Annotated in this window: 22 protein-coding genes; 13 read left to right on the top strand and 9 right to left on the bottom strand. The window is 51.6% G+C overall.

What is annotated here, in order from left to right:
* Positions 1 to 33: 33 nt before the first annotated feature.
* From ACG2F4_RS02975 to ACG2F4_RS02950, 6 genes are all read left to right on the top strand, one after another.
* Entirely contained in the window at positions 34 to 768 is a 735-nt protein-coding gene (locus tag ACG2F4_RS02975; protein WP_395258230.1) for a uroporphyrinogen-III synthase, read from the top strand.
* Positions 769 to 905: 137 nt separating this feature from the next.
* Positions 906 to 1,955 carry a uroporphyrinogen decarboxylase gene (gene hemE, locus ACG2F4_RS02970; protein ID WP_395258227.1) on the top strand — a complete coding sequence of 350 codons (1,050 nt, stop codon included), beginning with the start codon at positions 906 to 908 and terminating at the stop codon, positions 1,953 to 1,955.
* A gap of 276 nt (positions 1,956 to 2,231) precedes the next feature.
* Complete coding sequence (hemF, locus tag ACG2F4_RS02965) at positions 2,232 to 3,158, top strand: oxygen-dependent coproporphyrinogen oxidase (protein ID WP_395258598.1); 927 nt, start codon at positions 2,232 to 2,234, stop codon at positions 3,156 to 3,158.
* A 105-nt stretch (positions 3,159 to 3,263) separates the two neighbouring features.
* Positions 3,264 to 4,256: a porphobilinogen synthase gene (hemB, locus tag ACG2F4_RS02960; protein WP_395258224.1), complete on the top strand. Its 993-nt coding sequence runs from the start codon at positions 3,264 to 3,266 to the stop codon at positions 4,254 to 4,256.
* Between the two features lie 18 nt (positions 4,257 to 4,274).
* Positions 4,275 to 5,621, top strand: a complete 1,347-nt coding sequence (hemL, locus tag ACG2F4_RS02955) for a glutamate-1-semialdehyde 2,1-aminomutase (RefSeq protein ID WP_395258221.1) — start codon at positions 4,275 to 4,277, stop codon at positions 5,619 to 5,621.
* Complete coding sequence (locus ACG2F4_RS02950; protein ID WP_395258219.1) at positions 5,618 to 5,944, top strand: DUF6787 family protein; 327 nt, start codon at positions 5,618 to 5,620, stop codon at positions 5,942 to 5,944. Before hemL ends, ACG2F4_RS02950 begins: the two co-directional genes overlap by 4 nt.
* 257 nt (positions 5,945 to 6,201) lie before the next feature.
* Here the strand turns inward: ACG2F4_RS02950 and ACG2F4_RS02945 are convergent, their stop codons facing one another.
* The 5 genes from ACG2F4_RS02945 to ACG2F4_RS02925 all read right to left on the bottom strand — a co-directional run bounded on the left by ACG2F4_RS02945 (position 6,202) and on the right by ACG2F4_RS02925 (position 9,744).
* Positions 6,202 to 6,570 carry an MmcQ/YjbR family DNA-binding protein gene (locus ACG2F4_RS02945; RefSeq protein WP_395258216.1) on the bottom strand — a complete coding sequence of 123 codons (369 nt, stop codon included), beginning with the start codon at positions 6,568 to 6,570 and terminating at the stop codon, positions 6,202 to 6,204.
* A gap of 132 nt (positions 6,571 to 6,702) precedes the next feature.
* On the bottom strand, positions 6,703 to 7,224 hold the full coding sequence (locus ACG2F4_RS02940) for a hypothetical protein (RefSeq protein WP_395258213.1): 522 nt from the start codon (positions 7,222 to 7,224) through the stop codon (positions 6,703 to 6,705).
* A 184-nt stretch (positions 7,225 to 7,408) separates the two neighbouring features.
* Positions 7,409 to 7,783 (bottom strand): DUF423 domain-containing protein, encoded by a 375-nt coding sequence (locus tag ACG2F4_RS02935; RefSeq protein ID WP_395258210.1) that lies wholly within the window; start codon positions 7,781 to 7,783, stop codon positions 7,409 to 7,411.
* 120 nt (positions 7,784 to 7,903) lie between these two features.
* Positions 7,904 to 8,572 carry a CDGSH iron-sulfur domain-containing protein gene (locus ACG2F4_RS02930; protein ID WP_395258207.1) on the bottom strand — a complete coding sequence of 223 codons (669 nt, stop codon included), beginning with the start codon at positions 8,570 to 8,572 and terminating at the stop codon, positions 7,904 to 7,906.
* A 332-nt stretch (positions 8,573 to 8,904) separates the two neighbouring features.
* On the bottom strand, positions 8,905 to 9,744 hold the full coding sequence (locus ACG2F4_RS02925) for an SDR family oxidoreductase (RefSeq protein WP_395258205.1): 840 nt from the start codon (positions 9,742 to 9,744) through the stop codon (positions 8,905 to 8,907).
* Between the two features lie 148 nt (positions 9,745 to 9,892).
* Between ACG2F4_RS02925 and ACG2F4_RS02920 the strand changes: the two genes are divergently transcribed.
* Complete coding sequence (locus ACG2F4_RS02920; RefSeq protein ID WP_395258203.1) at positions 9,893 to 10,315, top strand: hypothetical protein; 423 nt, start codon at positions 9,893 to 9,895, stop codon at positions 10,313 to 10,315.
* Between the two features lie 101 nt (positions 10,316 to 10,416).
* On the opposite strand, the gene pruA is transcribed toward ACG2F4_RS02920, so the two are convergent.
* Positions 10,417 to 12,048: an L-glutamate gamma-semialdehyde dehydrogenase gene (pruA, locus tag ACG2F4_RS02915; protein WP_395258201.1), complete on the bottom strand. Its 1,632-nt coding sequence runs from the start codon at positions 12,046 to 12,048 to the stop codon at positions 10,417 to 10,419.
* Between the two features lie 76 nt (positions 12,049 to 12,124).
* The gene (gene hemG, locus ACG2F4_RS02910) at positions 12,125 to 13,504 is read right to left on the bottom strand and encodes a protoporphyrinogen oxidase (RefSeq protein WP_395258198.1); all 1,380 of its coding nucleotides are present in this window, start codon (positions 13,502 to 13,504) and stop codon (positions 12,125 to 12,127) included.
* Positions 13,505 to 13,620: 116 nt separating this feature from the next.
* On the opposite strand from hemG, the gene ACG2F4_RS02905 reads away from it, so the two are divergent.
* The 6 genes from ACG2F4_RS02905 to ACG2F4_RS02880 all read left to right on the top strand — a co-directional run bounded on the left by ACG2F4_RS02905 (position 13,621) and on the right by ACG2F4_RS02880 (position 22,548).
* Positions 13,621 to 14,685: an extracellular solute-binding protein gene (locus tag ACG2F4_RS02905; protein WP_395258195.1), complete on the top strand. Its 1,065-nt coding sequence runs from the start codon at positions 13,621 to 13,623 to the stop codon at positions 14,683 to 14,685.
* 172 nt (positions 14,686 to 14,857) lie between these two features.
* A complete protein-coding gene (locus ACG2F4_RS02900; protein WP_395258193.1) occupies positions 14,858 to 15,805 on the top strand; it encodes an extracellular solute-binding protein in 948 nt (315 codons plus the stop codon).
* A gap of 442 nt (positions 15,806 to 16,247) precedes the next feature.
* Positions 16,248 to 17,432, top strand: a complete 1,185-nt coding sequence (locus ACG2F4_RS02895; RefSeq protein ID WP_395258191.1) for a DUF4856 domain-containing protein — start codon at positions 16,248 to 16,250, stop codon at positions 17,430 to 17,432.
* 86 nt (positions 17,433 to 17,518) lie between these two features.
* Entirely contained in the window at positions 17,519 to 18,628 is a 1,110-nt protein-coding gene (locus tag ACG2F4_RS02890; RefSeq protein WP_395258188.1) for an imelysin family protein, read from the top strand.
* Positions 18,629 to 18,640: 12 nt separating this feature from the next.
* Positions 18,641 to 20,056 (top strand): HTTM domain-containing protein, encoded by a 1,416-nt coding sequence (locus ACG2F4_RS02885; RefSeq protein WP_395258186.1) that lies wholly within the window; start codon positions 18,641 to 18,643, stop codon positions 20,054 to 20,056.
* Entirely contained in the window at positions 20,053 to 22,548 is a 2,496-nt protein-coding gene (locus tag ACG2F4_RS02880) for a TonB-dependent receptor domain-containing protein (protein ID WP_395258184.1), read from the top strand. Before ACG2F4_RS02885 ends, ACG2F4_RS02880 begins: the two co-directional genes overlap by 4 nt.
* 53 nt (positions 22,549 to 22,601) lie before the next feature.
* Here the strand turns inward: ACG2F4_RS02880 and ACG2F4_RS02875 are convergent, their stop codons facing one another.
* Positions 22,602 to 24,107 carry a hypothetical protein gene (locus tag ACG2F4_RS02875; protein WP_395258181.1) on the bottom strand — a complete coding sequence of 502 codons (1,506 nt, stop codon included), beginning with the start codon at positions 24,105 to 24,107 and terminating at the stop codon, positions 22,602 to 22,604.
* A 321-nt stretch (positions 24,108 to 24,428) separates the two neighbouring features.
* A partial coding sequence (locus tag ACG2F4_RS02870) for a hypothetical protein (RefSeq protein ID WP_395258178.1) occupies positions 24,429 to 24,844 on the bottom strand: 416 nt, incomplete at its 5' end.

The following is a 24,844-nucleotide window of genomic DNA, read 5'->3' as shown; positions in this document are numbered from 1 at the left end:
TCACTGACACACTGACTACTGCCACTGATCACCATGCGACACGACAAGCAGAACATACTCGTCACGCGACCGCTTTCGGGCCAGGAGATTGAGTACGCGCGGGTACTCGGACTGAATCCCATAATTAAGCCGGCACTGGAATTTGAATTTCCCGAATATTGGAATGATGTACTGCGCGTGATCAACGAGAACCCCAGGGCGGAGTGGGTTTTTACCAGCAGTAACGGCGTTAAAGCGTTGGAGCAGTTGATAAACGCCGGATTGCAAGTGCGGCCCGAGACGCAGCTTTTTGCCGTCGGCAGCAAGACGCAGGGGGCCCTCCGGGAACTCGGACTTGATGCAAAAATTCCGATAACACAAGACGCTGAGCACCTGGCTCGTCTGATCGCGGATGAAGGAAAAACAGATGCAGTGCTCTACTTTCACGGGAATTTGAGTCGCCCGGAGCTCGTCAACGGGCTTGGGAAAGCGGGAATTGAAGTGACTGAGCTCGAGGTATACAAGACCATTATCAACGAAGTATACCTGCCGGAAGAACCAATTTCGGCCATATTGTTTTACAGTCCCAGTGCCGTGGAAGGGTTTGCCAAAGGGCAGGGATTTGAGGATGCAGGAAATCTTCCCGCGTTGTTCGCCATTGGTTCTACAACCGGGGAAGCATTGGAGAAAGCCTCGGGACAATTGGTGAAAATTGCGGATGAACCCTCAACCGAAACACTGTTGAGGAACGTTTCAAATTACCTGTTCAGCAAAGAAAAAGTGAAGTAGCCCGCGATGGATACTGTGCCGGGTTGAATCATCTCTAATATTGCGTATCACGAATTATGTAAATTGGCACTCGGCTCAGGTTCAAAGAATCAGCAGTAACTGTTAACAAAATTGCATGACCACTTAAAAAGCATTGTATGAAAGAAACCTTTCCAGCTCTTAAAAACGATCTCTTTTTGCGCGCCTTGCGGGGAGAAGAAGTAGAACGACCACCTGTCTGGATGATGCGGCAAGCGGGCCGTTACCTGCCGCAATACATGAAAATCCGCGAAAAATACAGCTTCTTTGAAAGGGTGGAGACCCCCGAGCTGGCGTGTGAAATCACCCTCCAGCCGATCGATGAGCTGGAGCCCGATGCGGCCATTATTTTTTCAGATATTCTGACCGTTCCCCAGGCATTGGGAATCGATGTGGAGCTGGTATCAGGCAAGGGTCCGGTGCTGCACAACCCGATTGAGTCGACGGATGATGCGTTTGCCATACTATCGCAGGATGTGCCGGAGAAGCTGCATCACGTGATGGAGGCGATCACCCTGACCCGGAATGAGCTGAACGGACGTGTCCCGCTGATCGGCTTTGCAGGGGCACCATGGACGCTGTTCTGCTATATGGTACAGGGAGAGGGATCCAAGAATTTCGACAAGGCCAAGGCGTTTCTGTATCAACACCCCAACGCGGCCCGGCATGTCCTCAAGGAGCTGACCCGTGCTACTATCGACTACCTGAGAGCACAGGTCGAGGCCGGCGCCCAGGCGGTACAGGTGTTTGATTCCTGGGCCGGATTGCTTGGTCCAGAAGATTTCAACGAATGGGCGATGCCGTCGCTTATGGAGATCGCGGAGGAGATCGACGAAGTGCCGGTGATCCTTTTTGCCAAGGGCAGCTGGTACGCCCTGGAGCGCCTTAGTTTCAGAAGCAACGCCGCGGCCCTGGGTATAGACTGGACCATCACCCCGGAATACGCCCGTGAAGCCACGCGCAACCGGCTGACGTTGCAGGGCAACCTAGACCCCACAAAACTGCTGGGGCCCATCGATGATATTAAGCGCCAAACCAGGCGAATGATCGAACGGTTCGGCAAAGATAAATACATCGCCAATCTCGGCCACGGTATTTTACCGAATGTGCCCGTAGATCACGCCCGCGCCTTCATCGATACTGTCAAGGAATACGGTACCACAGATTAGCACAGACGCATTTGAGAGTCCCCTTCGAAGGGGATTGAGGGGGATGACCAGATAAATTAGTTATTACGATAGTGCGTTTACCGGTTATCAGCTTGTTTTAGTCATCTAATTCGCTAGAACCAGGGTTAATCCTCCTGTCCTCTAAACGCATTAAGCTAAGCAAATCAGATAGTTGGAAAAATAATGACAGGAAACAGTATAATCCGAAATAACCAACAGAATTCACCGGATCGCCATCCCCCTGCACCCCCTTCGAAGGGGGACCCCGAGCGCCCGATCAAAGAACGATTTATTCAATTTATCTACGATCTTCAGGACGAAATTTGTACTACGCTGGAGGGGCTGGACGGGAAAGCCCAGTTCCGCCATGATGATTGGGAGCGCGAAGGCGGAGGTGGAGGCCACACCCGTGTCATTGAAAAAGGAGATCTTTTTGAGAAAGGGGGAGTGAATGTTTCAACGGTGTATGGAGAACTCCCGGAGCTGATTCGCCAGCGATTCGACGTGGAACAGGGCTGGTTTTGGGCCGGCGGTATTTCTCTCGTCATACATCCCCAAAGTCCGATGGTGCCTACGGTGCACGCCAATTTCCGTTATTTTGAGCTCTACGATGACCAAAATATGAGCGAAATTCGCGACCAGTGGTTCGGCGGAGGGGCGGATCTGACCCCCTACTATTTGTGGGATGAAGACGCCGTCCATTTTCACCGCGTGTTCAAAGAGGTGTGCGATCGACACGGAGATGAGCTCTATCCAAGGTTCAAGAAAGAGTGCGACGAGTACTTCTATAATACTCACCGTGGAGAAGCCCGCGGTATAGGGGGCTTGTTTTTTGACTACCTGCGTCCCTCCGAAAATTATTCAGCCGAAGACTGGTACGCCTTTACCACCGATGCGGGCAAGGTTTTCCTGGATTCTTACGTTCCCATTGTGAAGCGCCGCAGGGATGAGCCATATAATGATAAACAGCGCTATTTCCAGGAGATACGGCGCGGTCGCTATGTGGAGTTTAACCTGATTCACGACCGGGGCACGCTGTTCGGACTCAAAACGGACGGGCGTACCGAATCAATCCTGATGAGTCTGCCCCCGCGCGTACGGTGGGATTACGATTTCCAGGTTGAAGAAAACAGCCGAGAAGCGTATCTATTGAAGCGCCTGAAAAATCCCATTGACTGGATTGAATTCGAAAATCAGAAATAGAACGCGGATGACACCGAATGGACGGATCATCGCAGATAGATATAATCAGGGAATATCCGCCTAATCAGCGTTATCCGCGTTCCGTTAAATAACTAATTTTAGATTATGCCATACGGACAATTTCCTTACCAACGGCCGCGAAGATTACGAATCAGCAGCGCCATCCGCGATATGGTGGCCGAAAACCACCTGAAGCCGGCCGATTTTATCGCCCCGGTATTTGTGATGGAGGGGGAAAACAGGAAAGAAGAGATCCCCTCCATGCCCGACTACTTCCGCTACACGCTGGATCTGCTGATGGATGAAATTCGGGAGCTGAAAGAGGTTGGGATTCGAACCGTGCTGGTTTTTGTGAAGGTACCGGACGACAAAAAGGATAATAAAGGGACTGAAGCGCTGAATGAGCAAGGACTGATGCAGAGGTCGGTGAGAACGATCAAGAAAGAATTTCCCGATATGCTGGTGATGACCGATATCGCGCTGGACCCGTACAGCAGCTATGGCCACGACGGGATAGTTGAAGAGGGTGAAATTTTGAATGACGAGTCGGTCGAAGTGCTGGCTGAAATAGCCGTAAGTCATGCAAGAGCGGGTGCAGATTATGTGGCCCCTTCCGACATGATGGACGGCCGCATCGGTGCCATGCGCGACGCCCTGGATGACGACGGCTTCAAGCACACCGGCATTATGGCCTACAGCGCCAAGTACGCCTCCAGCTATTACGGGCCGTTTCGCGACGCGCTGGATTCCGCTCCCGGATTCGGCGACAAGAAGACCTACCAGATGGATCCCTCGAATGTGCGCGAAGCAGTTAAAGAGGCCCGGATGGACGAACAGGAGGGCGCCGATATTGTGATGGTCAAACCCGGCCTCCCGTACCTGGATGTGATCAGGGCGGTGAAGGAGTCGGTGCAGCTGCCGGTTTCAGTATACAATGTTTCCGGGGAATACGCTATGTTAAAGGCCGCTGCCGCCAACGGCTGGCTGGATGAAGAGGAGGCGATGATGGAGGCGCTGATCGGTTTTAAACGAGCTGGCGCCGATCTGATCGCCACCTATTTCGCCAAGGCGGCTTCGAAATTGTTGAACAGGAAATAATCTGAACCAGGAAACACGATGAACCGCGTTCCTGGCAAACAGAAAAGTTTTACCAATGTTATGTTAGAGAAGAGCGAAAAATTATTTAAACGAGCGCAAAAATTTATTCCGGGCGGAGTCAATTCCCCGGCCCGCGCGTTTAATTCGGTAGGTGGAACGCCCGTATTCGTGGAGAAAGCCAAGGGCTCCATCCTTACCGATGTCGACGGCAGGGAATATGTCGACTTTGTGGGGTCGTGGGGACCAATGATTATGGGGCACGCCTGGGAACCGGTGGTAAAGGCTGTGCAGGAAACGGCAGCGAAGTCTACCTCGTTCGGGGCCCCGACGGAGATTGAGGTGAAAATGGCGGAGCTTGTCAGGGATATGGTACCCGGTGTGGATAAAATTCGCATGGTGAATTCCGGTACCGAGGCCACGATGAGCGCCATTCGGGTGGCTCGCGGTTATACCGGGAAGGACAAGATTATCAAGTTTGAGGGGAATTATCACGGTCATGGAGATTCTTTCCTGATTAAAGCCGGCAGTGGTGCCCTGACGCTCGGATCACCCAGTAGTCCGGGAGTAACCAGGGGGACGGCCCGGGACACCCTGATCGCTGATTTCAACGATCTCAACAGTGTCAAGCAGCTGCTGGATAAGCACGATGATGAAGTGGCAGCCATCATCCTGGAACCGGTCGCGGGAAACATGGGATGCATTCCGCCAAAGAAAGGATTTTTGCAGGGACTCCGTGAACTTTGTGACGCCCGCGAGATAGTTCTCATCTTTGATGAAGTGATGACCGGCTTTCGAGTAGCCGAAGGGGGGGCTCAGGAGCGGTACGGCGTAACAGCAGATTTGGTGACCTATGGCAAGATCATAGGAGCCGGGATGCCGGTTGGTGCCTTTGGTGGCAAGCGGGAGGTCATGTCAGTGGTTTCGCCGGATGGACCGGTCTATCAAGCGGGCACGCTTTCGGGCAATCCGTTGGCGATGGCCGCAGGGTATGCACTCCTTACAGAACTCCATGAGAATCCCCACCATTATGATGACCTGGAAAAAAAGGCGGCCTACCTGCAGGCAGAGCTGCTTGAACTGCTCAATAGACACCAGGTCGCCCACCATGTAAATCGCGTAGGCTCCATGAGCAGCATATTCTTCACCGAACAGAAGGTTACCGATTTCAACTCTGCAGACACGACTGACAAAGAGCTGTTTAAGGCATTTTTCCATGAAATGCTGAAACGGGGAGTCTACCTACCGCCTTCACCGTTTGAAAGCTGGTTCCTGGCCACCACCCATACCAAAGAGCTTCTGGACAAAACGATAAAAGCAGCCGACCAGTCTATTGAAGCTGCACTCGACAAGCGTGCCAACGGATGAATCAGCTGATTGAAAAATTAAAAAAACGCTGGCAGATAAAGACGGTCGGAGAGCTTCTCCTGATTCTGTTTATCTTCTCAATTACCGGATTTACCGCCCTCTATGTGCGAAAATTTGCGTTTGGATGGCTCGGTATCAATGACCAAACGCCGTTCCTGCTGGAGATGCTGGCATGGGTTCTCACCGTCTTTCCGGCTTACCAAATCCTGTTTTTGTTCTACGGTTTTATCCTTGGACAGTTTGAATTTGTATGGAGATTTGAGAAAAAAAGCCTGCAGCGCCTTTCAGGCTTGTGGAAAAAGAGTTCGGGTTCCAACCGTTGAGAATCCGAACAATACCGCTGAGCAGAATATTTTGCAGCATTTTACTCCAGTACCTGGTGAAAGGTACGTGTTAGCCTGCTTTTCTCACCATGAAATTGGTTCGTGTGCAAGGCGATTTCCAACTTCAACGCAGCAGGCGGGACTATTTCGTAGCCCGCTACACACTGTGAGATTTATCCCAGCCTTAAAATTAAGGTAACTTGCTTCCTGTCAAGGCATTACACGAATTCAGACTTTATTGTCGTGAGAAAAGCAGGCTAGTCGTCCTCTTCTTCCATCGCTTCCAGTTTCTTCTGTTTTTTTCTGGGGAGGTTCTCCACAACCAGGTTGTATGAGTCTTCAATCCATTCTTTGATTAGCACGTCATCGAGTTCTCCCTTGGGATCAATGGAGTTCCAGTGCCGTTTGTTCATATGATAGCCCGGCTTCACTTCCGGGTAAAGATCGCGAAGCATGGCGGCTTTGACTGGATCGCACTTCAGGTTGATATGGTCAAAACTTTCTACATCGGCCATGGCAAACATCTTGTCCATAACCTTGAATACAAGTGTATCCTCGTCGAAGGGGTACCCTTCGGTGACTCCGGTAAAAGAAAGGCAGTACTCACGAAAATCTTCGATGTTCATCTGCTAGTTACTTTTGATAAAAGTTTAAACACTTTGGGGTTGCTAATGATATACAATTTTTATAAAACTAAAGGTTGGCTAAATAAAAAAAATTCTTCGCCCTCTTTCTAGTTTTATTTACAAATAACCATTTTACAGGTTTACCTTGTTATAATCCTTGATAAAATCGTCCAGGATACCAACAGCGGATTCCCCTATAACATTCATCCTGTCGTACGATACGATGCCTACAAGGCCGGTTTGCCAGGTGCTTACCGAGGTCTGCAGGTCACGGTTCAGCGTTAGGCGCGCAGGCTGATAGAGATCCAGGGAAATCGAAAATGGCACCAGTCCGCGGCCGGCGTCCATCGTGTTTATGTGCATATAGAGAAAGGGAAGATCCGCTGAAGAACGGATTTCGCGATCCGGAACAATGGTCAGCCCGGCCTCCCTGAGCTTGTCGACGGCCTGCTGTTTAATAGAGCTTATTTCAAGCTCCCCCTTTTCGTTGAGCGATACATTAGTCTCGATGTTGACGGTAAATCCCATCTCGGCGATTCCTCTCAACGAGTTTCGCTCGCGTTCAATTTCATTTTGGGCCAGTGCGGGCGCGCCGATCAGGATGATTATGGGCAGGAGTGCGATCAGTCGTCGGTAAGCGTCGAGAGTATTCATTATGTTAAAAATTTGATTGAGTTGTGTAATGGCTCCGAAAAACCAGGGATTCTGTCCAGGCTCACACCCGGTGATATCACGCTAAATCTCTCGCTGAGGTGCCGTGGTTACCGGCCATCCGGACTTTCTCTTTGCTGGATATACTGCAACTGGCACACGCATGGTGATTCAGTTATACATCGCGTCAGCTCGTTTTTGCCACGGCGATCAGCAATAGAACCCAGGCGGCAATAAAGCTGATGCCCCCAAGAGGCGTGATTGCCCCGAGCCACCGGATTCCGCTAACACTGAGTATATAGAGACTGCCGGAGAAGATCACAATTCCTGCCAGCATCAGCCAGCCAGCCCATTTTAGAGAGCCGGACTCTGGATAATGGATGGCCAGCAGTCCGACGGCGAGCAGCCCGAGTGCGTGGTAAAAATGGTACTGTACCGCCGTTTCAAATATGTCAAGCATATCGACCGTCAGTCTCTCTTTGAGACCGTGAGCTCCAAAAGCTCCCAGCATTACGGCCAGCGCTGCGTTGATTGCTCCAATGGAGAGAAAAAGTTTACTCATGGAATAGGGTATGTGATGTTACTATTTATATCAACAGGTTTATGATAACGCGAAACCAGCGGGATAAATGTTTTGCAAATCCCTTCAACCAACTGAATTAAAGACCATTGTTGCAGCCAGTCAACCGTTAAACCCGATCTCCTTGTGCGTTCCATCGCAAAAGGGTTTATCGGAAGAACCACCACACCGGCACAGTGCAATGGTTTTTGAGCTGTTGACAGGCTGTGAAGTGGTCGAGTAGATCTGGTAGCTTCCCTCCACGAGCAGCGGACCGTTTTTCATGACCTTCAGGATAAGCGTTTCTCCCTCTCCTGTTTTTTCCTGTTGCCGATCACTGCTGAAAGGGGCGCGGGGAATATGGGAAGAAGCGCTGAAATCGATCTTCTTGTGAGAGTTGTCGCAAGCCGGCTTGTTCCCGGAGGCACCACATCTGCAAAGAGCGAATCGCGAATCCTGTAACACAGGATCGCCCTCCTGCGACTGTACTACGATGTTTCCCCGAAAGTAGATCGGCCCATCCGGGTTTACGCTGATCGTGTTGCGGGCCGGGATTGCCTGATCCTCTTCTCCCGTGTTAGCCCGTTTAACGTGCAGTGCTCCGGTGGGACAACGATGCACCACATCCTTAATCTCTTCGGGAGTGGCATATTCGGGCTGAATCCAGGGACGCTTGTTTGGGTTGAAAACCGACTGAAGGCCTTTTACGCACTCCTCAGCGTGAATACATCGCCTGGAATCGTACGTTACCGTGACTTCACCCGTGTCGTAGGTATAAACTTTTTCTTCCATTGTACACAGAGTTTTGTTTAAGGATCAAATTGTCGAGGCCTTTTCAGAACCTGATGCTTGGTTGGGGGGGGGACCACCGACCATCATATATAACACATACTGTGGGAGTACAACTCCCTCCGAACGGTGATTCGAATGTTTCGCAAAGTCCTCTCATGGGGAATTACAGGAATTCGAGTGGTTAAAACCGGCCTTACAACCGCAGTACATGGCAGAGGCCCACGTTTCTTTTCGGTTAAAATTTTTATCTGAAGAACAGCCGCGAAGCCTGAAAAGTTCTATATAACCGTAGTACCCCGCAGGTGGCTAAATGCCAGAATGCCGATATGCAGTTACCCTGAAAAGGCCGGGGCTACATCCAGCGGATTTGGATACGCAAATTGATAATCAAGCATTTTTTTAAGCTTTCGGTTGGACACTACTTTGTAATCTTTGTCCGAATCCGGCAGAAAAGAAGGAGGCTCCAGGCCGGCTTGTTCAGCAATAATTTTATAAAACTGGTTCTTGGGCGGATGGCCGTCCGAGACCGCATTAAATATCTCTCCCCGGATGTCATTTTCAATGATAGCAGTCAGGATATTGATGCAGTCATCCCGGTGAATCAGGTTGACCGGCGCGTTTCCACCGGGGATATCTTTTTTGCCTGCAAGATAATTGGCCGGATGGCGGTCGTACCCGTAGAGTCCTCCAAACCGTACGACGGTCGTATCAAAATGGTCTTGGTCCATCAGCATCTGTTCTGCCTGTATCAGCGCTTCCCCGGAATCTCGCGTAGCGTGGCCGGGCGTTGCATCGCCCTCCTCCATGACGCCTCCCTTTTTGGGGTACACGGATGTGGAACTGGCAAAAATAACCGATTGGACGGGAGCGTCCTGCAGATGTTCAATCACAGATGCGATCTGGGAGGTGTGAAAGTCAATAACGTTGGGGCGCCGACGACCGGGGGGGATATTGAGAACCAGCAGGTCCGCGTCAAAAAAATCCCGGGATGCTGATGGATTCCCTTCAAGCTGAGGATCAAGGCTGAGCAGATAGGGAGTAATTCCCTCGTCGCTGAGCTTCTCAAGTTTTTCCTCTGTTGTAGTAGATCCTTTTACGGTATGTCCTTCATTCACAAGGCTGGAAGCCAGGGGGAACCCCAGCCAGCCACAACCCAATATACTGATGTTCATGTTTTAAATAGTATGGTTAAAAAATCGGTTTAAATATCTAAAAAATGTTGCGGAATTCAGAAATATCTTGAATCGGAACAAAAAAGGCTCTGCATGGTAACAGCATACAACAGCTGCATTACATGAACACTACAATACAAAATTTATTATGAGAAATTCTGTCTATTCCCTGGTTTTATTGACTTTGGCACTGATGCTGTCTGCCTGTAGCCAGCAGTCCAAGGATGAAATAAACGAGATGAAAGAGGAGGGTCGGCAGGCCATGGAGTCGGTTCGGCAAGATATTGAAGTGACCAAAACCGAATTTGTCCACAGTGTAAAAGAGCAGTTGAACGCTGTTGACAAGCAGGTGGAACAGCTAAAGAACAGGATCAGCGAGGCCTCCGGTGAAACGGAGAGTGAGCTGCAAAAGCAGTTGGACAGCCTTCAGCAGAAGCGGGAGCAGCTGCAGGACGATCTCGAGGAGCTGCAGGCACGCTCTGCAGAAAACTGGAAGGAGCTCAAACAGGATATAGACCGTCGGCTCGACGGCATGAGAGAGACCGTTGACAGCCTGAAACAAGAATTTTAATAGGCGGCTGACAGCCCCATTTGCACTGGTCGCCTAACCCAAATGCGACGCACCTTAACAGTGCGTCGCATTTCTTTTCTTTTTTTTTTTTCAGGTCTATCCTATTCTTCCTCCATGTATGGGTACGTCCAGTCTTTGGGAGGAACCGTACTCTCCTTGAGGGAGCGCGGGGAAAGCCAGCGCATCAGGTTGGCGGCACTCCCGGCCTTGTCGTTGGTTCCGGATTTTCGCGCTCCGCCAAACGGCTGCTGGTTGACGACCGCGGCCGTAGGCTTGTCGTTGATATAGAAGTTGCCCGCCGCCTGCCTCAGGGAATCCGACATCTGCTGGAGCACGTCGCGATCCCGGGCAAAAATGGCGCCGGTCAGCGCATAGGGCGAAGTGGTATCGCACAGCTCAAGGGTTTCCTCAAACTGGTCATCCTCATATACATACACCGTCAGCACAGGACCAAAGATCTCCTCTTGCATGGTTTTGAACTTCGGATCGTGTGCCTGTACCAGTGTCGGTTGTATGAAAAAGCCCTCAGAGTCGTCATAGTCGCCCCCAAACAGGATTTCCGCATCATCCGATTCCTTGACGTAGTCGATATAAGAGGTGATGCTGTTGAACGCTCCCTGGTCAATAACGGCCCCCATAAACGTGCTGAAATCTTCGACATCGCCGACGTTGATTTTTTTGGCCTCTTCGAGGAATTGTTCGCTGAATTCACTCCAGAGTGACTCGGGAATATACATGCGGGAAGCGGCCGAACATTTTTGGCCCTGGTACTCATAAGCTGCGCGAAGGGCCGCAACCACCAGTGCATCCACATCGGCGGTTTGGTGAGCAAAGATGAAATCCTTGCCGCCGGTTTCGCCCACAATACGGGGATAGGTCTTATATTTTTTGATATTGTCGGCAATTCGTTTCCAGAGCAGCTGAAATGTAGCGGTGGAACCGGTAAAATGGAGCCCGGAGAGATGTTTGCTGTCGGTGGCCGGATCTCCCACATCGGCACCGGAGCCGGGCAGGAAGTTAATAACACCCGCGGGGAGACCGGCTTCCTCCAGCAGTTTCATCACAAAGTAACTGGAATAGATGGACGAAGTGGCCGGTTTCCAGAGCGAGACGTTTCCGCAAATGGCCGGGGCGGTTGGCAGGTTGCCCGCAATAGAGGTGAAGTTGAACGGCGTAACGGCAAATACAAAACCTTCAAGCGGGCGGTATTCGGTACGGTTCCACATGCCATCGGGAGAATAGGGCTGATCCTGGTAAATCTGGGTCAGGTAGTAGGAGTTGTAGCGGAAAAAGTCGACCAGCTCGGCGACGGCATCTATTTCGGACTGGTGCGGGGTTTTTGACTGCCCGAGCATGGTGGCGGCATTGAGCGTGTAGCGCCAGGGACCGGAGAGCAGGTCGGCGGCCTTTTTGAATACCGAGACCCGCTGCTCCCAGGGCATCTCCGCCCATGTTTTGCGGGCTTCAAGGGCCGCATCCTCAGCCATTTTCACCTCTTTTTCTCCGCAAAGATGCACGGAGGCCAGCTTGTGGCTGTGATTGTGCGGCATCACTACATCAGCGGTATGTCCGGTTTTGACCGCTTCGCCGCCAATAATGGCGGGAATCTCAATTTCCTGGTTTTTTAGCCGGTTGATTTCTTCCTTCAAAGCGGACCGTTCGGGTGTGCCCGGCGCGTACGAGTTGACCGGTTCGTTGCTGGGTTCCCGTATTTCGAAATATGCATTCGCCATAAATAGTGTCTGTTTGGTTTACTTGAAAATGGTATTCAAATGTTGAGCTGTCAATTCCTTAAAATAACAAATCTTGTTACGTGTTGGATTGCAAAAACGAAGCTGCGCGGTCAGCCGTTTCATATGCGCCGCTTATACATCCGGGAACAGAGACTTCATACCTGAAATTGCCCGTCAGATAGAGTCCGCGGTTGCATTCCTCCAGTTCATCCATCGCATCCAGGTAAGATTGATGATCGAGTCCATATTGAGGGATCGCTCTGTTCCACCGGTGCAGAGATTCAAATTGTGGCTGCCCGGTACAGCCGAGCAGTTGCCCGAGATCGTCTGTCACCATCTCTTTTATTTTGGGATTCGGCAAGGCAACATGCCCGGGGTGGCGCTCTCCTCCTATAAAGCAGGTGAGCAGCACATGTTCTTCGGGGGCACGGTTCCTGAAAAGGGAGGAGGAAAACAGGCACCCGAGTATGTTGAAGGGTTCCGCATCGGGAACCAGCATGCCGAAGCCGTCGAGCGGGTGGGAAACCTGTTCGCGTTTGAATCCCAGGCTTACCGTGGCGATGGGAGCGTACCGGAGTGATTCAAGATGGTCAATCAATCCCGGTTTTTCGACGTTAAAAGTGAGGGCGTCGAGCTGGTGGAGAGGGGCGGTAAAAATAATGGAATCAAATGCGTGGGTTTCTTCATCGTTGACGGTAACCGCCCATGTGCGATCTTTTCGCGTGACGGCGGTAGCGGCACTGCCGAACCGGATAGAGGAATCCAGTTGTTTTACAAGCTGGTTGGGAAGCTCTTGCAGTCCGCGCTTGAACGAGATCAGTCCCGGGCGCCGGACCGACGAGTTCGACTTCGACCTGCGGGATGATTTTACCGCTCCTTTAAAAATGGATCCAAACTGTTGTTCCAGCTCATACACGCGTGACAGGGTATGCCGGATGGACAGCTGCCGGGGATCCCCGGCATAGATGCCGGCCACAAAGGGATTTACCGCGTAATCCCGTACCTCCCTGCCGAGGCGCCGTTCAAAAAAATCGGCAATACTTTCGGGCTGCCGCGATTTGGGAATAAACGGTTCCCTGAATATCCGCAATTTTCCTTTCAGCGAAAGTAGGGGCGTACGCAGAAATCCCCCCACAGAGGTCGGCAGTGGTTCAGGCCGCCCATTCTTGACGATATATCGCTTTGCGGCCTCTTTTCCCGTTTCAACGACGTGCTCCGTCAAGTCGAGTTCTTTGATCAACTCCCAAAGCTGTTCCGATTTTGCCATGATGGTGTTGGGACCCCATTCTACCAGCCAGCCCTGATTGCGGATACTTTTTATGACTCCGCCCGGATACCCTTTTTTTTCAAATACCGTTACTTCCAATCCCTTTTTCCTGAGCAAAAAAGCGGTAGTCAGGCCGGATATCCCTCCGCCGATAACAGCAACAGCCGGTTGTTGAGTGTCGGTTGTCATAAATAAAAGACAATTAACTTAGACTTGATCTAAATAAATTTATAAATTTGGGGCTGACAAAACCACATATACAGTACCATGAAAATATTAATAGAAGATGAAGCAAAGGAATTAAGATGAAGTTTAAACAGAGGATCACCCGGCTATTCGTTTTCGCATCCGTTTTAATGCTGTTTGTCTCCTGCTCTCCATCTGGTTCTGACAGTATTGTCGTGTATTCCGGCCGCAGCAGGGCACTGGTTGACGACCTGGTCAAAAAATTTGAAGCCAAAACAGGTTACACCGTCGACGTCCGGTACGGTAACGACGCCGAACTGCTGGCGGTTATGAAGGAGGAGGGAGATCAAAGTCCCGCCGACCTGTTCTGGGCCAATACCACGGGGGCCCTGGCCAATGCCAACAAGTCTGAGATGCTGAAGACGCTACCCGACACGCTGTTGCAGGTACCCGATTCCTACAGATCTTCCTCCGGGGTGTGGTTGCCGGTAACGGTGCGTTTCCGCGTGCTGGCCTACAATCCCGATCGCGTGGATCCGGATGAGCTGCCCCGATCGGTTTTAGATCTGCCCGGCGCCACCCGGTTTGAGGGCCGCGTGGGATGGACGCCCACCTACTCCAGTTTTTACGATTTTATCACCACCATGCGCGACCTGGAAGGGGAGGAAACGACGCGGGCGTGGCTGGACGGCATGCAGCAGCTGAATCCGTCTTCCTACAGTTCAAATCCCCCGATGCTCCAGGCGCTTATTGCCGGAGAGATCGATATCGCCCTGACCAATCACTACTATATTCTGCAGTATAAATACGGCGGGGCCGAAGGCGAATATGAAGAAGAGGTCTATTTTGACGAACCGGTGGTGGATGAAAATGCACCGGTCGAAACCTACCATTTTGCAACGGGCGATATCGGGAATCTGGCACTGGTAACGGGGGCCAGCCTGCTGCAAACATCCGACCAGGATCAGGTGGCGCTGGAATTCCTGCGGTTTCTCGTCTCTGAGGAAGCCCAGCGTTATGCCGCGGATGTGGTGCACGAGTACCCGGTCATCAATACGGTGACTCTTCCCGAATACATGCTGGAAAGCGAAAAAGCAATTAACATCAGCCCGGAATATGACTATGAAAACCTGCAAAACCTGGGCGGAACCCTCAACCTGCTGCGCGAGGCAGGGCTGATCTAGAAAATATCCCAAAGGATTTTTCCTTTAAGTACGAACACTGTTCAGATCAAAACAATCCAATAACCGCAATATTTTGACAATCATGAATTCATTTAAAAGTAAATTTCCAATACTGCTTGTTTCCCTTTTGATAATTGTGACCGCCTGCTCAGAACCGGAATCAGAGGAACTCGTGATCTACTCTGGCCGCAGCCAGGCGTTGGTGGACGACCTGGTGGATATGTATAATGAAAAGACCGGCGAGCAGGTTGAGGTCAGGTACGGAAATGATGCGGAACTGCTGGCCCTGCTGGCGGAAGAGGGGGAACAGAGCCCGGCCGATATTTTTTGGGCGAACACCACCGGCGCGCTGGCAAACGCCTCGAGCGAAAACCGGCTGCAGGCTCTTCCCGATTCCATCCTTGCCCTTCCCAGTTCCTACACGGCCTCATCCGGCCAGTGGATTCCGGTGACGGTACGCTTCCGGGTGCTTGCCTACAATCCCCAGAATGTGAGTGAAGAGGAGCTGCCCTCCTCAATATCGGAGCTGACGGAGATGACGGAGTTTGAAGGTCGCGTGGGATGGACGCCGACCTACAGCAGTTTTTACGATTTCATTACCGCCATGCGGATTATCGAAGGAGAGGAATTCACACTCGACTGGATTGAGGGTATGAAGGCACTGAACCCGGTTGCCTACAGCTCGAACACACCGATGGTACAGGCGCTGGTCGGCGGAGAGATTGATATGGGCCTGACCAATCACTATTACGTTCTGCGCATGAAATACGGCGACGCCAAGAGCGGGGACCAGACACCCCAGCCCGATGCCCCGATCGAAACGCACCATTTTGAGAGTGGCGACCTGGGGAACCTGGCGCTCGTTACGGGGGCCGCGCTGCTTAATACGTCAGATCAAAATGAACAGGCACTGCGATTCCTGAAGTTTTTGGTTTCTGAAGAAGCCCAGTCGTTTGCCGTGCAGTCGGTTAATGAATACCCGGTGATAGACGGCGTAGAGGTGCAGGACTTTATGCTGGATGCCGACCAGGCGTTTGAGCTGAGCCCTGAATACGATTACGAGCAGCTTCAAAACCTGGAGGGGACACTGGATTTGCTCAGGAAAGCGGGCCTGAACTAGGGTACGACAGGGAGCGAAAAGCAGAGGATTAGTAGAGTAGAGATATCAGCAGGTTTAAACCTTCCCTTTGCAATCAGGTACTGGTACCTGGAATCAGAAAAAGCGTAGTTGCCATTGTCGAGTTACATGCGTAAAAAAGTCTCCTGCGTCACCTTTTGAAGGGGACGCAGGGGGCGACCTTACAAAGTCAGCTTGACAGCCGGATTTGGTAATTACGCTAACTTTTGAAACTAAGTACTAGTCATGTTTGCCGGTCTTGAAGAAATAGCGATGCCATATTGCTGCATAAAAATATGGCGCTATTGCAGAATCAGCGGCACTTCACAGAAGTGTAGGCAAAACCGGATAATGGAAGGCAGGAAAAGTTGTCTTTCTTATTTATAATTAGTCTAAATAGTTTTATACTTGCTGTCGAATCGAAACTGCAAGAAAAAAATGTGTTATGAATTTTTTAGAAGGATACAAGTTAAAGAGTCTTGGAACGTTGCTGGTGGTCCTGCTGGTCGCAGCCGCCGGTTGTGATACCACCAGTTCTGATGGCGAGGATAATGAAAATGAGCAGATTGAAGTCCCAGACACCTACGAGTTTACGCGCAATGGGGAATCGACGGTCGCCTATCCAGGGCAGACCGACCGGCTCGACATGGTCGAAGAGATGAAAGCCTACATTTCTACTGCACACCAGGGAGAGGTGATCTCTGAGCAGGCACTGCTGGATATGTTCGAAAACAAGGATGGCAACGGCGGCGGACATTTTTCATTTACTTCCGACCGCGATCTCAAAAGCAAGACGTTTGCCCCCGATCTCGACAACAATCTTTTTGAGGGATTTTTTGCGGATGCCGAAGCCGCCAGTGAAAACGGCAGTGCCGGAATTCGCGCTCAAAACGGCGTAGCCGGACTGTTGGAACGGGAAGACAGCGGCAGCGACATACTGGTTGATGAAAAGGGTCGTGAGTTTACCCAGCTCGTTGAAAAAGGATTGATGGGGGCTGTTTTTTACAACCAGATTTTTAACGTGTACCTGACAGATGAACGCATCGGTCCGAACGTCGAAAACGAGGAGCTCCGCGAGGGAACCAATTACACCGACAAGGAGCACCATTTCGATGAAGCCTACGGCTATTTCGATGCCCCGGTCGATTTTTACTCCGACTGGCCGGACGCCCGCACCGACGAGCTCCGTTTCTGGAGCAAGTATTCCAACGGCTCTGATCCGCTGCTCGGCTTCAACGATACGATTATGGACGCCTTCATCCGGGGACGCACGGCTATCGTTAACGACAACCAAACGGAACTGGACGAACAGGTACAGGTACTTTACGAAAACCTGGAGCTGTTGTCTGCTGCAACAGCCGTACACTACATCAACAGCACGCTGCAGCACCTGAACAATAGTAACCAGGGAGAGGCTTTTCATGCACTTTCCGAAGCCTGGGCTTTTGTAAATGCCTTGAAATATAGTCCCCAGCGGGTGATAAGCACCGACCAGATTGATCAGATTCTAAACAGTGATTTCGGGGAAAACGGCAATTTCTGGAATGTAAAATCCAGCGGACTGAACAATGCAAAGGCAACACTTGTAGACCTGTATCCTGACCTGGAACCGGTACAGGATCAGCTATAACGATTTAGCTCACATATAACCCGTCATCCCGAACCCCGTTTCCCCATTAACCCGCGGGGTTTGGGTTTTTGTTAAACACTCATGTTATGCGGATTTATTCGACTTTACTCTTATCACTTTTCACAATAACGCTTGTATTCATTGTCGCTTCGTGCAGCAGCAGTACATCCTCAGATGACGAGGAGATCGATTTTGACCGATCCGCCATGCTGCAGAACTATGGCAACAACATCATTCTGCCGGCTTTTGAAAACCTGCAGTCCACCGCCGGTGATCTGGACGCAGCGGCTTCGGATTTTAATGCCGAGCGGACGCCGGAGCATTTGCAGGCACTGCAATCGGCGTTAAAAGAGATGCGCCTGGCCTGGCAGGATGTGAGCCCGTTTCAATTTGGCCCGGCCGAGTCGGTGCTGATGCGCGCTTCGCTCAATACCTATCCCACCGACACGGAACAGGTAAATGAAAATATCTCCACCGGTGAATATACGCTGGGCACGATTGAGAGTCGTGATGCCTCCGGGCTCCCGACCCTCGGTTACCTGCTGCACGGGGTGGGAGAGAGCGAGGAGGAGATCCTGGCGATGTACAGCGCCGATACCGATGCCGAGAGCCGTATGACCTACCTGCTGGATAACGTCGCTTTTGTCAAGGATCTGGTGGACACCACGGCCGACGAGTGGCGGGAAGCGGGAGGAAATTATATCGGTACGTTTCTTAGCGAAAATAATGGGGGCACCGATGTGGGAAGCTCGCTCGGCATGCTCATCAACAGCCTGGTGCTGCATTACGAGCGCTTTCTGCGGGATGGTAAAATCGGTATCCCGGCGGGCGTGCGAAGTGGCGTGGAGCGTCCCACCGCTACGGAAGCCTACTACGGCGGATACTCCCTGGAGCTGGCAAAAGCCAACCTCGGGCAGGTGGAACAGATCTTTACAGGAGGCGGCGGCGAGGGACTGGATGACAATCTCGAAGCCCTGGGAGCCGGGGATCTTTCCGAAGAGATCAAAACCGAGCTGACGGATGCGCAAACGGCGCTCGGCAGTCTCAGTGATCCCTTGTCTCAGCAGATAGAACAGGACAATGAACCGGTACTTACCTCGTTCGAGGAGCTGCAAAAAATAGTGACGCTGTTGAAGGCCGATATGACTTCGGTACTTGGGGTGACAATAACGTACCAGGATAATGATGGAGACTAACGAGCAACAGAAATGGAAGGCATTGTAGAGCGGTATTTCCGCAGACATATTCCTATTGCGCCGCTGGCTGTTTTCAGGGTGATCTTCGGGGGTATCATGCTGGTCAGCATCGTCCGGTTTGCCCTGAACGGCTGGATCTACGAGCTCTACGTGCAACCCGACTATTTTTTCTCCTTTTACGGCTTTGAATGGGTACAGCCGCTGGGGGAGCCGGGCATGTACCTGCTATTCCTGGTGATGGGTCTTTCTGCCCTGTTTATAATGCTGGGCTGGCATTACCGGGTCGCCTCCGTCCTTTTTTTTCTCACCTTTACCTATGTCGAGCTCATCGACAAAACGAACTACCTGAACCACTACTATTTTGTCAGTATCATCAGTTTCCTGCTGATACTGGTTCCCGCCAACCGCTATTTTTCACTGGACCTCCTGCGCAAGCCCGGCCTGCGTGCCGAATATGTACCGGCCTGGACGATCAATATTTTTAAACTTCAGTTGGGACTCGTCTACTTTTTTGCCGGGACCGCCAAGCTGAATGCCGACTGGCTGCTCAACGCCATGCCGCTGCGGATCTGGCTGCCGGCCAATGCCGACCTGGCGCTGATCGGTCCGCTGCTCGAATATCCCGCGACCGCCTACCTCTTTAGCTGGGCGGGAGCCTTTTATGACCTGTCCCTCGTCTTTTTCCTGCTCTACAAACCGACACGCAGGTATGCCTATGCCGCGGTTGTGGTTTTCCACCTGATGACCGCTGCCCTTTTCCAGATCGGCATGTTTCCCTACATCATGATATTGTGCACGCTGATCTATTTTTCCGCAGAATTTCACGAGCAAATCATCGAAAAAACCGGAGACCTGTGGCGCAGAATATCTTTTGTGAAACGAGGTAAAATAGTTGCAGGAGAAAGCCCAGCCGGCACAAAAACGTTTAATTATCGTCCTACGGTTGCTTCTGTGTTGACGGCAGTTTTGGTAATCCACTTTGTCCTTCAGCTTTTGCTTCCGCTGCGTTTTGCGTTGTATCCGGGCAACCTGTTCTGGACGGAGCAGGGATACCGCTTTTCCTGGCGGGTGATGCTGATGGAAAAGGCCGGCAATACCACCTTCAATGTCCGCAATCCCGAAACCGGGGATCGGTGGCAGGTCTCCAACTACCAATATCTGACGCCCAACCAGGAAAAAATGATGTCCACCCAGCCCGACATGATTCTGCAGTTTGCCCATTACCTGGAGGAACAGTATCAAAAGGAGGGGATGGACGATCTGCAGATTACGGCTGAATCCTACGTGACGCTCAATGGGCGGCGGAGTACCCTGATGATCGACCCGGAAGTGGATCTGACCGAAGTGGAACAGGGTTTTCATCATAAAGACTGGATTTTGCCATTTCCCGAGAATCAACAAAGCTGGTTTGGAAGCCACAGAAAATGAAGTACGGTTTTACAATTGCATTTTTTCTGTCAACTTTCTTCTGGATACCCTTTTATGCATCTGCGCAAACCTATACCATATCCGGAAAAGTAAGCAGTGAAACCGGGAATTCCCTGCCTGCGGCGTATGTGTTTGTCTCGTCGGCCGCCGAACAGGACTCTTCGGAGACCGGAAACATGTTTTCGACGACGACCCCTTTTCAGGATCGAACCGGCAAAAAAGGGCGGTACAGGATAACGGGACTTGAGCCCGGAACCTACGCCGTTACGGCGTATCATCCCGGCAAAAAAGTGACAACAAAGGAGATCACCATTCAGGAAAGTGATATCCACCTCAACTTTGAGCTTGTGGTCTTGGAAGGGGCGCTGGGTGAACTGACCGTTGAGGATACTGAGTCAGCCTCGTTCGGCATCACGCGGATGCGCTCAGTGGAAGGGGTGACCATCAACGAGTCAAAGAAAAACGAGGTGGTGGTCGTAGAAGAGATCGCCGCCAACCTGGCCACCAACAACAGCCGGCAGGTCTTTGCCAAAGTCCCGGGCCTCAATATTTGGCAGAGCGACGAGGCCGGGGTGCAGCTGGGCATCGGCGGGCGGGGACTGAGTCCCAACAGGAGCTCCAATTTTAATACGCGCCAGAATGGCTATGATATCGCGGCGGATGCGCTGGGTTACCCCGAAAGCTATTATACCCCGCCCGTGCGGGCACTGAAGCGGATTGAGATTGTACGCGGGGCAGCCTCTCTCCAGTACGGTACCCAGTTTGGGGGATTGCTGAATTTTGTATTCAAGGACGGTCCCGAAGATGAACGGCTGCAGCTCAATTCAAACCAGTCGGTCGGCTCCTACGGCATGTGGAGCTCGTTCAACAGCGTTGGTGGCTCAACGGAAAATATGAACTATTACGGGTTTTACCAGTACAAGAAGAGCGACGGCTGGAGGCCCAATTCTGAGCTTGACCAGCACACGGCTTACGGTTCGGTACAGTACAACATTACGCCGAAACTGACGATCAACCCGGAGTACACCTACATGCATTACCTGGCCCATCAGCCCGGGGGACTGACGGACGCCCAGTTTGAGGAGGATCCGGGCCAGTCGAACCGCGAGCGGAACTGGTTCCGGGTAAACTGGAACCTGCTGGCCCTGAAAGCTAATTATGAGTTCAGTTCAAAAACCAGGCTGAACACGCGCTTTTTCGGGCTGAAGGCGGGGCGCGACGCGGTGGGAAACCTGGAACGGATCGACCGCCTGGATTTTGGAGGACCCCGCAACCTGCTGAAAGACGATTTTACCAACTGGGGCAACGAAACGCGGCTGATTCACCGCTACCCGCTGGGAGAGCAGCTCTCGGTTTTCCTGGTGGGAACCCGATTTTACAACGGGTTTACCCATCGCCGGCAGGGGCGGGGCACCGATGGGAGCGATCCCGATTTCAGCTACCTGAGTCCGGATAACCTTCGGGGATCCGATTTCGATCTGCCGAGTCGAAATCGATCGCTTTTTGTCGAGAATATATTCAACATCACTCCTGAATTAAGCATTACTCCGGGCGTTCGGTTTGAATATATCCGGACCGAAGCGGACGGGTATTATCGCAATATCGTGGAAGACCTGGCCGGAAATATACTGGTGGATGAGCGGATCGAGGAGCAGCGGGACCGAAAGCGCTCTTTCGTCTTTTTTGGAATCGGGGCCAGCTACAAGGGGAGCAGGAACCTGGAGGTTTATGCCAATTACTCCCAAAATTACCGGGCTATCAACTTTAACGATATTCGGGTGGATGTCGGAAGCCTGGAGGTGGATCCGAATATGCAGGATGAGCGCGGATTTAACGTGGACCTGGGACTGCGCGGGAGCCGGGATACCTTTTTTAACTACGATGTCAGCCTGTTTCATCTTTCCTACGAAGATCGCATCGGCACGGTCCTGAAAACGGAGCCGAATCCCAAATTTAACGGCCTGGTAGATCGGACGTTTCGGTATCGGACAAATGTGGCCGACGCCAAAATTTACGGTCTCGAAACGTTTGCAGAGGTCAACCTGTACCGCTTGTTCATGGGAGAAACCCGTTCGTCGCGGCTCTCCCTGTTTACCAACCTGGCGCTGATTACATCCGAATATTCCGATTCCGACATCAGCGGAATTGAAGGAAATGATGTAGAGCTGGTGCCGAATGTTAACTTCAAAACGGGGTTGACCTTCAGCAGGAAAAACTTCGAAGCCTCCTGGCAGTTTTCTTACGTAAGCGAGCAGTTTTCTGACGCCACCAACGCCCGCCGAACTCCCACGGCGATCGAGGGCATTATCCCGGCCTACCATGTAATGGATCTCTCAGCCAAATACAATCATAACTGGTTCCGCCTGGAAGCCGGGATCAATAATGTGACCAATAATATCTATTTTACGAGAAGGGCCACCGGGTATCCCGGACCGGGTATTATTCCATCCCCCAGCCGGAGTTTTTATGTAACCGCCGGCATCAGCCTGTAGAATCCGCGTACAATCCAGGTCAATATAGAGCTTTACGCTTGTCTAATCCTGATTTACAGGCCGGTGCGCCGTCTCGGGGAAAAGGCCTGCATTAGCTGACCCAGTACGCTTTTCCCGATTTTGGTGATCTTTTCCTGCCGGCCCAGCGAAAGGAAACGCAGCAGGTTGCGCAGTTCGACCAGCAGGTGGGGCGGATCGGTCACCAGCGTATCGTTTCGGATGATAAAATCCCAGTCCAGCGCACGGTCAAATTTAACGCCGTTATCCTTCATGGTTTCATAGTAGAGGTGGGCCATCAGCCCGTACCCGATGGTGGTGGGGTGAATGCCGTCCAGGCTGAAAATACCGCCTTTGTACACCTTGCCGGTTTCCCGGTCAAGCCGCAGGTAGTCCGTACTTATCTTCAGGTTTTTGGGATCCTCCACTAAATGCGCCGTCGCGGGATTTCGTTTCATGGCCTGGCAAAAGTCTTTGGGAAACGGAACCTTGATCTGACCCCGCAACCGGCGGTTGGCGATGGCACTGACATACCGATTAAGCGGCACCACGATCCAGCCGTATTCTTCGGCAATCGTCCGGATAATTTGATTGTATTCATCCACGATCATATCCAGTTTAATCGCCTCGTCTTTGGTAAAATGGGGATGAACATCGGGATTGAAATCGGTGTCCCAGATCCAGAACCGGGTGTAGTAGTCAAAATAACCGCCGCGTTCCCGCGAGAGATCTTCATTGATGCCGCGCACCGCCGGTGGAATCGTCACGTAGGGAATGGTTGGCGTAATGACCCGTTTGGCCCCGATGGAGCTGATTCGTTCGGCCAGCTTACGGTACTCGGTTTCAAAATGCTCGGGCCGATACACCGTGTAATTTCGTTCAGAGGGTGGTTGTTCAAGGTCTTCGGGCTCGGAATATTCAAATCGCAGATCGGTAATCGCCCCGATGATGTTGTTGTGCCCCATCGTAACGATCAGGTTTTCGATACCCCCGTGCTCCTGAAGATAGCGGGCATTGTCGATCTGCGTAAAATCCGAGAATTTTTCACTGAACGAGGGATTTAATACCATGCAGGCGGTGATATACATGGCGTGATCGGGCAGCACGTTGAATACGGAGTAGGTTTCCCGGTGGACCTTGATATATTCTCGGCTCATTTTTTCGTTGACCATCCAGGCGTCATTCATTGCAAAACCCCATATCGACTGGTTGTGATAGGGCATGGATCGCTCGTTGGCCAGCGGCTTGAAATGGCCCTCCCAGTAGCGTTTGATCCTGCGCAGGGTAGAGTAGAGGTGCCCGGCTGCCGGCAGGTATTCATTCCACTCAATGGAGTCCCCGTATTCATCCTCCAGTCCCCGAACCAGCACCTCCAGGTTGAGCGGAATACCGGCCTGCGCGGTAAAATTGGGCTGGTCAAAGGTTGGCTGCGGTTTAAAGCATTGAGCCAGGAAAGAGGGAAAGTTCAGGTCTGTCCGGTAGATTCCACCGTTGTTAAATCCCTGGCTGATGCTATCTCCGATAACGACGAGTTTATGTTCAGGTTTTTTTCTTGAAAACAAGGGTCAGTAAATCAGTTTCTATCTCCAGTTGAATTACGCTGAGGCTCAGAAGAAACAGTTAAACAGAACTTTGCAAAACCACCGGTTCCTCGTTCTGAGGGAGTTGTACCCCCCGCTAAACAAGGTCACCAAGCCCGGTGGCACAACCACCTCCCAACAAAATAGCAGGTTCTGCAAAGCTTCTTTAAACAGTATCACAAACGGATAATACCAGAAAGTATGTCAACCACATCATTGCGTTGTCCATGCCTCAGGCGATCTTGTGACCGATCGAACAGGTCAGGAATATCGGGAAAAAAATGTCATATTCTTAATCTGACGTCAACTTGGGACAGGAATGATCCAAAGAGGGCTTTGCAAAACCCTCAATTCTTCGTTCTGGGGGAGTTGTACTCCCGTTAAAAGGTCACCAGGGTCGGTAGTACAACTACCTCCCAACAAAATGGCAGGTTCTGCAAAGCCCCCCAAAATCAGTTTGTTGCTGTACCCCTTCCAGCCGTTGAAACTTTTGCTGGCTCGTTTTTTAATCACTAAAAAAATGAACAGGGAAGGAGGATAAGGAGGCCTTAATGTGAAACAGGAGACGATTTTCTCCAACCGAGGTGTCCCTCGTCTTGATACAAAAGGGACGAAAAAAAGGCAGTGAATGGGGCACCCGCTGCAACCTGTGCAGGCGTGGATGTTGATGGTCCGTAACGCAAGTTGCCCGCTATCAAAGTCCTCACCGGCAGGGCATC

Source organism: Halalkalibaculum sp. DA3122 (assembly GCF_043951865.1).
Lineage (GTDB): Bacteria > Bacteroidota > Rhodothermia > Balneolales > Balneolaceae > JAMQKA01.
Note: the sequence above shows the minus strand (reverse complement) of the source record. Positions and strands in the feature narration are given on the sequence as shown.

Bases quoted from the DNA above. Each gene is read 5' to 3' on its own strand.
- hemL (WP_395258221.1), top strand. From the start codon at position 4,275: ATGAACCGCGTTCCTGGCAAACAGAAAAGTTTTACCAATGTTATGTTA.
- pruA (WP_395258201.1), bottom strand. From the start codon at position 12,048: ATGGCGAATGCATATTTCGAAATACGGGAACCCAGCAACGAACCGGTC.
- hemE (WP_395258227.1), top strand. From the start codon at position 906: ATGAAAGAAACCTTTCCAGCTCTTAAAAACGATCTCTTTTTGCGCGCC.
- ACG2F4_RS02920 (WP_395258203.1), top strand. From the start codon at position 9,893: ATGAGAAATTCTGTCTATTCCCTGGTTTTATTGACTTTGGCACTGATG.
- ACG2F4_RS02975 (WP_395258230.1), top strand. From the start codon at position 34: ATGCGACACGACAAGCAGAACATACTCGTCACGCGACCGCTTTCGGGC.
- ACG2F4_RS02940 (WP_395258213.1), bottom strand. From the start codon at position 7,224: ATGAATACTCTCGACGCTTACCGACGACTGATCGCACTCCTGCCCATA.
- hemB (WP_395258224.1), top strand. From the start codon at position 3,264: ATGCCATACGGACAATTTCCTTACCAACGGCCGCGAAGATTACGAATC.
- ACG2F4_RS02890 (WP_395258188.1), top strand. From the start codon at position 17,519: ATGCGGATTTATTCGACTTTACTCTTATCACTTTTCACAATAACGCTT.
- ACG2F4_RS02905 (WP_395258195.1), top strand. From the start codon at position 13,621: ATGAAGTTTAAACAGAGGATCACCCGGCTATTCGTTTTCGCATCCGTT.
- ACG2F4_RS02895 (WP_395258191.1), top strand. From the start codon at position 16,248: ATGAATTTTTTAGAAGGATACAAGTTAAAGAGTCTTGGAACGTTGCTG.
- ACG2F4_RS02935 (WP_395258210.1), bottom strand. From the start codon at position 7,783: ATGAGTAAACTTTTTCTCTCCATTGGAGCAATCAACGCAGCGCTGGCC.
- ACG2F4_RS02945 (WP_395258216.1), bottom strand. From the start codon at position 6,570: ATGAACATCGAAGATTTTCGTGAGTACTGCCTTTCTTTTACCGGAGTC.
- ACG2F4_RS02930 (WP_395258207.1), bottom strand. From the start codon at position 8,572: ATGGAAGAAAAAGTTTATACCTACGACACGGGTGAAGTCACGGTAACG.
- ACG2F4_RS02925 (WP_395258205.1), bottom strand. From the start codon at position 9,744: ATGAACATCAGTATATTGGGTTGTGGCTGGCTGGGGTTCCCCCTGGCT.
- ACG2F4_RS02880 (WP_395258184.1), top strand. From the start codon at position 20,053: ATGAAGTACGGTTTTACAATTGCATTTTTTCTGTCAACTTTCTTCTGG.
- ACG2F4_RS02950 (WP_395258219.1), top strand. From the start codon at position 5,618: ATGAATCAGCTGATTGAAAAATTAAAAAAACGCTGGCAGATAAAGACG.
- ACG2F4_RS02885 (WP_395258186.1), top strand. From the start codon at position 18,641: ATGGAAGGCATTGTAGAGCGGTATTTCCGCAGACATATTCCTATTGCG.
- hemG (WP_395258198.1), bottom strand. From the start codon at position 13,504: ATGACAACCGACACTCAACAACCGGCTGTTGCTGTTATCGGCGGAGGG.